This is a genomic window from Pseudomonas syringae, assembly GCF_001698815.1.
GTDB classification, from domain to species: Bacteria; Pseudomonadota; Gammaproteobacteria; order Pseudomonadales; family Pseudomonadaceae; genus Aquipseudomonas; species Aquipseudomonas syringae_A.
In genome coordinates, this window is record NZ_LGSI01000041.1 from 90923 (window position 1) to 102906 (window position 11984).

The window sequence follows — 11984 nt, forward strand, 5'->3', positions numbered from 1 at the left end:
GACGGCGCGCGCTCGTTGGAGATTCTATGTTTGGGGGCAATACTCGGGCGCCACCGATGTGTTGTCTGAACCGACGCCTTCCCGGATAAATCCGGTCCTACAGACCGCGCCGACTTCGAAATTGTAGGAGCGAATTTATTCGCGAGGGTTGGCACACCCGCCAAAGATTCAGCGCCTGCAACACTGTTTCGCGAACGAGTTCGCTCCAATATTCGGCGCAAAAAAAAAGGAACCCGAAGGTCCCCTCTCATTGATCAGGCCGATCTACTTGGCCTGGTAGATAATGCCCGGACTGCACTGAACCATCTGGTAGTGATCCGGCAGACCGTTGAGGGCTTCGGAAGCGCCCAGAAACAGATAGCCGCCCCGCTTGAGCGTACCGTGAATGCGTAACAGGATGTCTTTTTTCACTTCCGCAGAGAAATAGATCAACACGTTACGGCAGAACACGATATCGAACTTGCCCAAGCTCGCGTAGCTGTCCAGCAGGTTGAAGGCACGAAACTCGACGCGACTTTTGATCGGCGCCTTGATCACCCAGCGGCCCGGAGTCTTCACGTCGAAATAACGCTGCAGGCGGTCCGGAGACAAGCCCCGGCCAATCGCCAGACTGTCGTACTCGCCCGACTTGCAATTGGTCAGCATCAGACCGGACAAGTCGGTGGCGATAATCTGCACCCCCGCCTTGAGCTGTCCCGGATTGCTGCGCTCGAACTCATCGATGGTCATCGACAGCGAGTACGGTTCCTGGCCGGACGAACAGGCTGCGGACCAGATACGCAAGCGCTGACCAGGGCTGGCCTTGATCGACTCAGGCAGCACTTTGTTCTTCATGACTTCAAATGGATAGGTGTCACGAAACCATAGCGTTTCATTGGTGGTCATGGCATCCACGACCTGCTCGCGCAAACCGCTGCGGGGCTGGGTCTGAATGCGCTGGATCAACTCACCCAGGGATTTTATGCCCTGTTGTTCCATCAGCTTGTTGAGACGGCTGGAAACAAGGTACTGCTTGTTCTCACCCAGCAGGATGCCACAGGCTTTTTCCAGAAAGACCCGGAACTGTTCGAAATCCAAATTACCCGTAGACAAAGATGCCGCCTCTCAAATCATGTGAACCACCAGGGACGACGTCCCCAGGGTCTGTTGCCGTTCAGCACAAGCCACGTTGCCGGGCCGTGCCAAAGCGGCAACCCTAACTGTTATCTGCGGCCTTGATCCGATCCACAACCCTGGCCGCGAGATCATCAGGCCGGAACTTGGCAAGGAAATCATCTGCGCCAACCTTCTTCACCATAGCCTGATTGAACACGCCGGACAGAGAAGTATGCAGAATGATATGCAGTTTTTGCATTCGCGGATCGTTACGAATCTCGGCGGTCAGCGTGTAGCCGTCCATCTCCGGCATTTCGATGTCGGATATCATCATCAAAAATTCTTCTTCGGGCTTCTTGCCCTCGTCGACCAGCTTGCGCAGGTATTCCAGCGCCTGGCGGCCATCGTTCAGCGCCACGACCTCGACACCGACCGTTTGCAGGCAACGACTGACCTGTTTGCGCGCCACCGATGAATCGTCGACGGTCAAAACCTTGAGCGAAATAGCCTTGTGCTGGGTTTCCGTATCGATCACACCGACAGACACCGCCTCGGAAATCGGCGCCACCTCAGCGAGGATCTTCTCGACATCGATGATTTCCACCAACTGATTATCGACCCGGGTAACGGCCGTCAGGTAGTGATCGCGACCCGTGCCCTTGGGTGGCGGATGAATCTCTTCCCAGTTCATGTTCACGATGCGTTCGACCGAATGCACCAGGAAGCCCTGAACCTTGGTGTTGTACTCCGTGATAATCACGAATGTATTGTCCAGGCTCATCTGTCCGGACGAGCCTGTCGCCATGGCCAGATCGAGGATCGGAATCGTTCCCCCGCGAATACTTGCCACGCCACGCACGATGCGGTTGGATTTGGGCATCACGGTAAGTTTGGGGCATTGCAGCACCTCCTTCACCTTGAACACGTTGATCCCATACAGTTGCTTGCCGTCGAGACGGAACAACAACAGCTCAAGGCGATTCTGCCCAACCAGCTGCGTGCGCTGGTTCACTGAATCCATTACACCGGCCATGCTCCGACTCCCCTTCAAAAGCAACCGATCACCACTCCACCCCATTTGGGAAGCGGCACGGCCCTTGCTTTTTATACGTTATGAACACAGAAACGACAATTTCCCGACACATTTCTTTCAGAAAACGCAGCCTATTCTGTGTAGTGGCAGCATTGTGCCTGTTTAGCCTGGCCGGTTTCAGCCGCGCCGACACTTTCACACTGCCTGAACAGCTTATCGGCGTCACTCAGGGGTTTCTTGAATTCACTGTTGAAGACTATCTGGCGACCAATCAAATCGAAGGCCGTTCGGAAATCGAGGTCAAGCAGCTGGATCCACGTACACGGATGCCTTTTTGCGACAAGGATTTGACAGCATCACTGGAAAGCCCGAAGCCCGTGGGCCGGGTCAACGTCAAGGTTCGCTGCGAAGGCACATCGCCCTGGACGGTGTTCGTGCCTGCGCAGGTGCATCTGTTTCGCAACGTCGTAACGGCCGTGCGGCCCCTCAAGCGTGACAGTCTGGTCAGCGAAGAGGATGTCGCCCTGCGCGAGCGCGACATTGGCCAACTCGGGCAAGGTTTTCTCACATCGCTGGATCAGGCCGTCGGGCAAAAAACTGTCCGACCGGCGGTAATGGATCAGGTTCTTTCCCCGGCGTACCTGGAACAGCCGCAACTCATCCATAAAGGCGATCAGGTCGTGATTATTGCGCGCAGCGGCACCCTGGCGGTACGCATGCCCGGCGAGGCCTTGTCGGATGGTGGACTGAACGAGCAAATACGCGTGCGCAACCTCAATTCGAAACGGGTCATAAAAGCCAGTGTCACGGGCCCCGGCCAAGTGGAAGTGCCTATGTGAATAGCCATATAAATAACTGACTGCTGGTAGAGAACGCTGGTTTTTTCTAGACTGCGAAACAAGTCCCGTGATGTGAGGTCCATTCTCACGTGCGCTTCACATGCATTTCGCATTCGGACTAAAGTTTTCATGGATTTGGTCGAAACCATGGCAAGCGTCCAAATACCCAGAGGTTTTTTATCATGGTCATTGATTTCAGCAGGCTGAACAACGCGCCATCGGTGGGCAGTACATCGCGCACCAGCACCACCAAGGAAACCGGCAAGACCGAATCTGCCTCTACCGGCGCAGCAGTTGAAACTGGCAAAACCGGAGAATCCGTTCATTTGAGCGGCGAGGCTCAGCAGTTGAAAAAAATCACCGATACGTTGCGCGATCAGCCTGCTGTCAACAGCGCCCGAGTGGCGGAATTGAAGCAGGCAATTGCAGACGGCAGTTATCAGGTGGACAGCAACCGGGTGGCCAGCAAGCTGCTCAATTTCGAAGCCCAACGCTAGCCCGGTGCTCGCGGTGGATTTTCTGGACGCTTAAAAACCAGAGCATGCGATGCAAGACACTACTTTGCTGCAACTGATCACCGATGACTTTATACCCGCCCGGCAATTGCTGGAGCTTTTGCAGGCCGAATCGATTGCCCTTCACGGTCGCGACATGGTCGAGATGGAGCATATCCTCGCGCAGAAGCAGGCGATGGTGATTCTGCTGGAGCAGCATGGCCGCAAGCGCAGTCAGTTGTTGGTCGCCATGGGCCTGAGTCCGGATCGCAAAGGGTTGGTTGAGCTGGCGAGTCATTCGGCAGTCGGCGAAGAACTGGTCAAGGCCGGCGATGAACTGAGCGCGCTGATTGTGCAATGTCAGGCGGCAAACGAAAGTAATGGTGGCTCGATTCAGCATCAGCAAATTGCTACGGCTCATCAGCTGAGAATCCTGACGGGCGATACGCCAACGCTTTATGACAGCCGTGGCTCGACATCCGGGCGCGCCAAGCCAAGGCCGTTAAGCCAAGCGTAATTTCTGTATCAAGGCGCTTTGCATGCTGGCAAAATGCCTGCCATTGCGTTGCTGTCGTATTTTGCCTGGAGATGGAAAAAAGTGAATGGCTCAAGCGCGGAAGATGCTCCGCAGCCCCCAAAGGTTTTAACTACACCTTTGGAAATTGCCGCCAACCTGCGGCAGTTACTTGAAAGTCATGATCCCTTGATCATTACCTTTCATGAGCGCACACAGCGTTTTCAAAGCTACCTGATCGAGGTAGATCGCGAAGCCAACACCATGGCCCTGGACGAAATGATCCCCCGCGATGGTGAACGCTTCCTCACCAACGGCGAGCCCTTTCGTGTCGAAGGCTTTCATGACGGCGTGCGTATCGCATGGGAAAGCAGCGGCCAGTTGACCATTTCGGACAACGACGGCCAGCGGCTTTACCGCGGCGCGCTGCCCGAGGAAGTCATTTATCACCAACGTCGCAACGCCTTTCGTGCAGCACTCAAGCTCGCATCACTGGTTAATGTCGAAATTGGCGGTGACAAGCTCAAGGCGCCGCTGGGCGGCAAGCTGCTGGATATCTCCGCGACTGGCTGCAAGCTGCGCTTTGAAGGCGACATCTCGGAACGCATACAACTGGGCCAGGTCTACGAACGGTTTGCGGCGCAACTGCCATTCGGCACCATGACTGCGCCGGTTGAGTTGCGTTACCTGCATTTCGAAGAAAGGGTCAACACCACGTTTGCCGGTGTGCGCTTCCATAATATGAGCGGGCTGGTGCAGCGTCAGGTTGAACGCTTTGTCTATCAGTTGCAGCGTGAAGCGCGCCGATTCGACAAAGACGACGACTTCTGAGCAGCAGTTTTCCAGGCAAAACACGCAGCATAAAAAAGGCGATTGCGCTTTATCCGCAATCGCCTTTTTTTGTGCCTTCAAATCAGCGGAATCGCTGCAGATCAGATGACACGTTTGCTTCAGGGCCGGTTGATCTCCTCGCCTTCCAGCTCTGCCACTGCTTGCGGTTTAGCCGCCGTTTCAGGATCGTCCTGCGCAGCCGTTTCAGCTGCCGGCTCGACAGGCTCCTGGGGCGTAACGTCCGGATCAACCGTCGTTTGCATCTGGTCCTGAACCACCTGCTCATCAACCCGTGGGTCAAGCGCTACAACCAATGGCGAACTGGACATGCTGTCCGGCATTGCCACGTGGTGCAGCGGCGCGTTGTCTACCTGGTGAATGTGCGTCACAGCCTTCGGCCGGATCAGCACAACCAGAACCAGTCCGGCAAAGCTGACAAATGCATAAAGCATGTTGCCGCCAAACATCTTCATCAAGACGCCTGCCGCCAACGGACCGATGCTCGCGCCGATACCGTAAGTCATCAACAGCATCGCCGTCAGTGACACCCGGCGTTCGCCCTCAACGTGGTCATTGGCAAAGGCCACCGCCAATGGATACAGGCAAAATTGCACCAACGAGGCGACGAAGCCAATGATGAACAGTGCCTCGATAGGCACGCTTGGCAATACCGCCAGCGGCAACGCGGCCACAGCCAGCACGCCGGCAAAACCACGCATCAGCCTTGCCCGGTCATAACGGTCAGACAGCAGGCCCAGCGGCCACTGCACCAACAACCCGGCCAGAATGCAGAAGCCCATGAACAAACCGACCTGCTCGGTCGACAACCCCTGCTCCGCCGCATACACCGGCGCCAGGCCGTAAAAAGAGCCGATAATCAATCCAGCGCCCAATACGGTGGTCAACGACTGCGGCACACGCCCGATGAAAAACCGTGGTTCCAAAGGCGCGGGGTGCATGGGCGCCGGGTGAATGCTGCGAGTCATGGCCACAGGCACCAGACACAATGCGAAGCACAGCGCGACCAGCATCAGCAGCTCAAGACCCAATTGTGGATGGATAACGAGGATTAACTGGCCGAGTACCAGACCGAGGTACGAGGCGATCATATAGCCGCTGAACACCTTGCCCCGCTGCCTGGCTTCTGCCTGCTCGTTGAGCCAGCTTTCGATGACCATGTATTGGCACATCATCCCCAGGCCCACAATCATCCGCAGAAACAGCCACGCGGGCAGGTAATCAATCAAACCGTGACCCAGCACGGCTGCGCCGACAATCCCGGCACAGGTTGCGTACGCGCGGATATGGCCAACCCGGCCGATCAGCCGGTGACCAATCTTACCGCCCAGCACCAGACCGAAATAGTTGGCGGCCATCAGCGCACCAACCCACAGGCTGTCCACCTGATCAGCCGCCAGTCGCAACGCAAGGTAGGTACTTAAGAGACCCGAGCCGATCAACATCATCAGCGAAGCAAAGTAGAGCCCTTGAAAAGATTTCCAGATTTGGCGCATCGACGTTCCAAAAATAAACAGTCACCCGCACGGGGTGACTGCAAAACAGCGGTTCTTAAGCCTGGGCGGCCAGAACACGCCGCTCCCAGGGGGTAATTTCGTCGAAAAAGCTGGTCAGCTCCATCGTCTTCGAAGCGATGTAGCCTTCGATGAATTCATGACCAAACAGTTCCTTGGCCAACTGACTGCGTTTCAGACGTTCCAATGCAGCATGCAGGGTACATGGCAGTGACAAATGGTCAGGCACATGGATTTCCCCCTGCACGGCAGCCTCAGGCTCCAACCCATGCTCGATGCCATACAGGCCGGCAGCAAGACTTGCAGCAATCGCCAGATACGGATTGGCATCCGCACCCGGCAGGCGGTTCTCCACACGCCGCGCTTCTGGCGTGCTGGCCGGAATGCGCAAACCGGCGGCGCGATTGTCATGGGACCAGCACGCGTTATTGGGCGACGCGAATGGATGACACAGTCGCTGGTAGGAATTCACATTAGGCGCGAACAATGCCGTGAAATCCGCCATGCACGCCTGTTGACCACCCAAAAAATGCCGAAACAGGTCGGTCGGCAAACCATCATCCGAGGTGAATACGTTACGACCCGACGCAGAGTCCACGACGCTCTGATGAATGTGCATCGAACTGCCCGGCGTGTGCGCCAACGGTTTGGCCATGCACACCACGATCAAGCCATGTTTGAGCGCCACTTCCTTGAGCAGGTGCTTGAACAGGAACGTCTGGTCGGCCAACAACAGAGGGTCGCCGTGCCACAGGTTGATCTCGAACTGACTGACACCCATTTCATGCATGAACGTATCGCGGGGCAAACCCAGCGCGGCCATACAGGTATAAACCTCACTGAAAAATGGCCGCAAGCCGTTATTTGAACTGATGCTGAAAGCGGAAAAACCCTCTTCCCGGCGGCCGTCCAGACCGGCAGGCGGCACAAACGCGTGGGTTGGGTCCGGGTTGGGAGCGAAGACAAAAAACTCCAGCTCTGTCGCAACCACTGGTGACAGACCGTGCCTGGCATAGCGCGCGATCACCGCCTTCAATTGTCCTCGCGTCGACAGACTGCAGGGCTGCCCGCTCAGCTCTTCGGCATCACAGATCGCCAGGGCACGTGGCTCTGCGCTCCACGGCAGGCGATGAATCTGCTGCGGGTCGGCAATCATCGCCACGTCACCATCATCGCTGCCGTAAAAGCGCGACGGCGGATAGCCGCCCATGATGCATTGCAGCAATACGCCTCGGGCCAGTTGTAATCTGCGACCTTGCAGAAACCCTTCGCCGGTCATCACCTTGCCGCGGGCGATACCATTCAAATCGGGAGTAACACACTCAACTTCATCAATGCCCATCAATCGCTGCGCGAGTGAATTGTGGCCATCGCTGGTCATGACTCGAATCCTTCGTTTTTGTGCAGGCCGACTCTGCGGCAAGGCGTACAAAATACGCACCAGCCGTTCGGAATTTCAAGCACTCAATGCTCATCCACAAGACTTCAGGCGAATGGAGCAGCGAACACGCGCCAAAAAGCCAATGGCTCTGGGACATCCAACTGCTGAAATAAAGAGTCTGTAGTTTCCCGGCGAAGCGGCAGGTGCTGCGGGACTGGATGCTGAAGGGGCACACGTGAATGATGCCGGGCGGACGGGTTGGTTATTTTGATTCGCTGGATAATGGTCTGAAGCTCCTCGACGCAGAGGTCGGGGAGCCAGAACAGTTGAATCAGATCCGGAAGTACCCGACACACGAGTCAAACGGCAGGCGCTTGAGTTCAACCTTGTTCAGATCCAGCACTTCACGCAGCGCGCTCGTTTCTCCGGGGAAGTTACGATAGGCAACTTCGTCCAGCACCACGATGGCACCTTTAGGCATGAAGATGTGAGCCAGAGAACGTGATGATTTCGCCAGCATTGGCGACAATCCGGATCTCCGAAGCAGTGGATATATCTTCAAGAGGATCCGGATGAACGCGAACTCTTCTTTCACGTTGTCCTTGGCCAACGAACGCTGCACGTTAATCCAGTTGGACAGGTTCCAGTCGGCTGAAGAATTCTTCGCCGGGGCAGAGAAGTAGCCGGGATTGATCATCATTGCCTGGTCCGGCTGAATAATATAAACCGGCATTCAGGTGTTGATCTGGCAATCCGACCCACCGTACCAGGTATCGCGATGCGGCTTGTAGCCGTAGCTGACGCCTGCGTGCAAATAGTTATAGTTCGGCACCACACGAATTCGTGGCACATCAAAGAGATATTCGGCAGGATCAACGCCTATTTCCAAAACGAAACGGCGGATTATCCCCTTGACCTCCAGGCAGTTAGTGAAGTGACCTTTGAGGCGCGTGACCAGCGTTACGAACTCCTCAACAGGCATCATCGTGTGCAGTGCAGTGCCTGATGATTGCTCTCACCCCTGAACGCTGCGGTGACGCTATGACGAGCATAGTCGTAAAGATCGACGTGGGGACTGAAGATTGGTATTCAGAGAGATGTCACTGGAATATACGGCCTTGCGGAAGTCTTTCTTGTTTTGAAGTCGGTTGATAAACAAGTTCACGTTTGCCTTCCTTAAATCTGCACCTACTCAATCATCGGCTGGAGCCAGACAAAATTAAGCGTAGCGAGGGGTCAGCCTGACTACCGCTGGCCCGCTGTTCACGGCAGGTAAATGCTGAATAGTCCCCCACCGAGACGGCCACCATTTGCGATTTCGATTCGACCCCGAATCCCGTTCCGCTCATGGATCTCTGCAATACGCGCAGCAAAATAAAGGCCCAGGCCCGTACTGCCGCTGGCTTGATTGATGCCTTGTACGTAGTCGGACTGGCGCTCGATCAGAAATAGCGGGTAGCCGGGGCCGTCATCGTTGATCGTTATTACCAGCCCGTCGGCCGCTTCCCCGATATTGATCACCACCGCTCGGCGGGCAAAACGGATAGCGTTGATGATAATGTTGGCCATCACCGAACCAATCAATTCTCGATCAAAGAAGCCCAGCGGGTTCGAGCTGTTCATTACCAACGTAGCGGTGATCCCGCGACTGCTTAGCACCTCATGATGCAGTGCCAGCTGTGCTTCGATAAAGTCATCGAGTTCGTGATAATCCGGACGCAATGGCAACTGGTTGACACCCAACTTGTACAAGCCAAGCAACTGCACCAGCATTCCATTAAGATTAGCGAACTCATAGTCGATCACGCCGTGTTCGGGAGTGTCGCGCTCCGCATCGGTAAGCCGGCCTGACCATTGGCCATGCGCCTGCATCAACGTCGCGAGGGCGTTTTTCATGTCATGCACTGTGGATGCAATGACCATGGAAAAATCAAGACCGGTATTCATTTCGCTCATGCGCCGAATGCCCTGCTTTGTAATTTCTGGAATCTGTCATATCGCGGATCGCTGTCAGGCATATTGCCGACCATTTTCAGGCAGGTTTGGCACTCTTGTAGGTTGGCAGCGTCCGGAGCCAATCCCTTGGCATGCAGCAACGACTGCGCCAGGTTCAACGCGATACTGATGTTCTTCGGTTGCAAGGCCAGAGCATTGCGGAAAAAATCCCGAGCTTCGGGCAAACTGCCAGCCTTGTAGCTGCGAACGCCCTGTAGATTCAGGTCCATTGCTGCTTTGCCAGCACCCAGAATCGCAGGGTCGTCGGTCTGCTTTGCGATACTTTGCATAACCACCGGGTCATCGCCGTAGATCTCGGCACAACTTTTAAGCACGCCAGCACCGGCATCCTCCTGCCCCAGCTTTTGTAATTGCGCAGCAACTACCAACGCCGCATCGGCACTAAGAAACTGCTCCATGCCCTGCAGGCGTCCCATTGCATCTTCGGTCAGCTTCGCCGCCGCTTCAGGATCCGACAATTGCAGGCTGGTGGCTTTCATCAAGCGGGTTCGCACCTGAAGGCCCTGATCGCTGCCATGCTCTTTGGCGACCTCACTCAGCGTCTGGTTCAGCTCTACTCTGGATCGCGAATCGAGACCCTGATCGCCGTTTTTGCTGATCAATGCCTGAGCAAATCCCAGATTGGCTTCGGGATCCTTGAACCGAGAATGTTGCCCCTGGGCCACTGCATGCCGATAAGCTTTGGAAGCACTTTCGAAATCTTCGTTAACAAGGGCCAACTTGCCAAGCAACCGTTGACGCCGTACAGCCAACGGTGACAAGCGCACGGCAGCCTCCAGCACCTCCTGCGCGCGCTTGGAATCGCCGCGAGCCACCAATACATCGGCGAGTCCATCGTAGAGCGCCGGCATTGTCGAAAACGCTTTCAATGCTTGCTCAAAGACCAACTGAGCTTCACTGACCTTGTTGCGCTTGAACAGCAGATTGCCCAGTGCTGCGTAAGCCCAAGGGGTAGCGCGGTCGGCAAGAATGCTCTTGAGAAAGGTTTCCAGCGCATCATGCTGATTGAGGTCGCGCAGGGCATCGGCCTTGTAACGCAAACATAAAGGCGCGTATCGCTGATCCTGATTTATAAGATCGGTGCAGGCAGCCAATACCTCGGCTGGCTTGCCTCGGTCCAAGGCCTGGAGGATAGGCTTGAGCAGGCTCTTGCGCTGGACAAGCTTTTCGAGGCGCTGGGCCAGGCCTGCACGGTTGAAAGGCTTGGTCAGATAAGCGTCCGGTTCCCATTCAAGAGCGCTCATGACCATCGCCTGACTGTTTTCGGCGGTAACCATGATGAACACGCTTTCATGGCTCAACAGCTTGTCGACCATGAGATCTTCCAGCACGTGTTGACCGTTTTTCTTGCCGTCACCGAGATTGAAATCGTGCAGGACAAAATCGTAGCGTTTCTGCGCGCACATTCGCAGCGCCTGCTCGCCAGTGTCTGCAGTATCGACATCCTTCACGCCCAACTCGCGCAACATCGATCTGACGGAACTTCGAAAGTCAGAGAAATCATCGACGATAAGAAAGCTTTTTTGGTTGTACGCCAGCATCGAGATTCCTGTCGCGAGGAGTCAAAAAAAGGTCATTCCTTAGCGCAATGCAAGAACGGTTCCAGCTCGGCGAGCTTGCAGATTTCTGGATGAAGCAATTATCCGGGGTAATACCGGAGACAAGACGCGCCGTCGCGCCCAAAATTGATATCACCTAACAGGACATTTTCGAGCAGACAAACAAAACCCCTGAACGCGTAAGCGATCAGGGGTTCTGGAATTCAATCTTGACGATGACCTACTCTCACATGGGGAAACCCCACACTACCATCGGCGATGCATCGTTTCACTGCTGAGTTCGGGATGGGATCAGGTGGTTCCAATGCTCTATGGTCGTCAAGAAATTCGGGTACCGACGCGTCTTGCGACGTTTCGGCAAATCGGGTATGTGATAGTCAGGTGTCTTTTGTGCGTGTGCGTCGCGAACTTTCGGTTCGTGTCGTCTTCACAGTCACCGCAATCTGATGCTCATTCGAGTCACAGATTGCTTGGGTGTTATATGGTCAAGCCTCACGGGCAATTAGTATGGGTTAGCTCAACGCCTCACAGCGCTTACACACCCCACCTATCAACGTCGTAGTCTTCGACGGCCCTTCAGGGAACTCAAGGTTCCAGTGAGATCTCATCTTGAGGCTAGTTTCCCGCTTAGATGCTTTCAGCGGTTATCTATTCCGAACATAGCTACCCGGCAATGCCACTGGCGTGACA

At 55.4% G+C, this 11984-nt stretch carries 10 protein-coding genes, 2 rRNA genes and 2 pseudogenes; 4 read left to right on the top strand and 10 right to left on the bottom strand.

Annotated elements, in window-relative coordinates; translation table 11 throughout:
- Window positions 1–264 precede the first annotated feature (264 nt).
- Complete coding sequence (cheR, locus tag AFK24_RS12930; protein ID WP_065833610.1) at window positions 265–1092, bottom strand: protein-glutamate O-methyltransferase CheR; 828 nt, start codon at window positions 1090–1092, stop codon at window positions 265–267.
- A gap of 103 nt (window positions 1093–1195) precedes the next feature.
- Window positions 1196–2128, bottom strand: a complete 933-nt coding sequence (locus AFK24_RS12935) for a chemotaxis protein CheV (RefSeq protein ID WP_065833611.1) — start codon at window positions 2126–2128, stop codon at window positions 1196–1198.
- A gap of 80 nt (window positions 2129–2208) precedes the next feature.
- Here AFK24_RS12935 and flgA point away from each other — a divergent pair, with 80 nt between their 5' ends.
- The 4 genes from flgA to AFK24_RS12955 all read left to right on the top strand — a co-directional run bounded on the left by flgA (window position 2209) and on the right by AFK24_RS12955 (window position 4806).
- Window positions 2209–2967, top strand: coding sequence for a flagellar basal body P-ring formation chaperone FlgA (gene flgA, locus AFK24_RS12940; RefSeq protein ID WP_065833612.1), 759 nt, complete (start codon window positions 2209–2211; stop codon window positions 2965–2967).
- A 182-nt stretch (window positions 2968–3149) separates the two neighbouring features.
- Window positions 3150–3464: a flagellar biosynthesis anti-sigma factor FlgM gene (flgM, locus tag AFK24_RS12945; RefSeq protein WP_065833613.1), complete on the top strand. Its 315-nt coding sequence runs from the start codon at window positions 3150–3152 to the stop codon at window positions 3462–3464.
- Window positions 3465–3513: 49 nt separating this feature from the next.
- A complete protein-coding gene (locus tag AFK24_RS12950) occupies window positions 3514–3978 on the top strand; it encodes a flagella synthesis protein FlgN (protein WP_065833614.1) in 465 nt (154 codons plus the stop codon).
- A gap of 81 nt (window positions 3979–4059) precedes the next feature.
- Window positions 4060–4806, top strand: coding sequence for a flagellar brake protein (locus tag AFK24_RS12955; protein WP_044901294.1), 747 nt, complete (start codon window positions 4060–4062; stop codon window positions 4804–4806).
- Between the two features lie 119 nt (window positions 4807–4925).
- Here the strand turns inward: AFK24_RS12955 and AFK24_RS12960 are convergent, their stop codons facing one another.
- From AFK24_RS12960 to AFK24_RS12995, 8 genes and pseudogenes are all read right to left on the bottom strand, one after another.
- Window positions 4926–6320 carry an MFS transporter gene (locus AFK24_RS12960; RefSeq protein WP_065833615.1) on the bottom strand — a complete coding sequence of 465 codons (1395 nt, stop codon included), beginning with the start codon at window positions 6318–6320 and terminating at the stop codon, window positions 4926–4928.
- Window positions 6321–6375: 55 nt separating this feature from the next.
- Window positions 6376–7617 carry a glutamine synthetase family protein gene (locus tag AFK24_RS12965; protein WP_170826326.1) on the bottom strand — a complete coding sequence of 414 codons (1242 nt, stop codon included), beginning with the start codon at window positions 7615–7617 and terminating at the stop codon, window positions 6376–6378.
- 433 nt (window positions 7618–8050) lie between these two features.
- Window positions 8051–8203, bottom strand: a pseudogene (locus AFK24_RS29915) (TylF/MycF/NovP-related O-methyltransferase); the annotation flags it as partial.
- Window positions 8199–8884, bottom strand: a pseudogene (locus AFK24_RS31570) (hypothetical protein); the annotation flags it as partial. The pseudogenes AFK24_RS31570 and AFK24_RS29915, both read right to left, overlap by 5 nt.
- Window positions 8885–8982: 98 nt before the next feature.
- Window positions 8983–9675, bottom strand: coding sequence for a sensor histidine kinase (locus AFK24_RS12980; RefSeq protein WP_065833619.1), 693 nt, complete (start codon window positions 9673–9675; stop codon window positions 8983–8985).
- On the bottom strand, window positions 9672–11276 hold the full coding sequence (locus AFK24_RS12985) for a tetratricopeptide repeat-containing response regulator (protein WP_065833620.1): 1605 nt from the start codon (window positions 11274–11276) through the stop codon (window positions 9672–9674). The genes AFK24_RS12980 and AFK24_RS12985 overlap by 4 nt, the downstream gene beginning before the upstream one ends.
- Window positions 11277–11501: 225 nt before the next feature.
- A 5S ribosomal RNA gene (gene rrf / locus AFK24_RS12990) occupies window positions 11502–11617 on the bottom strand.
- Between the two features lie 158 nt (window positions 11618–11775).
- Window positions 11776–11984: ribosomal RNA gene (locus AFK24_RS12995) — 23S ribosomal RNA — on the bottom strand; the annotation flags it as partial.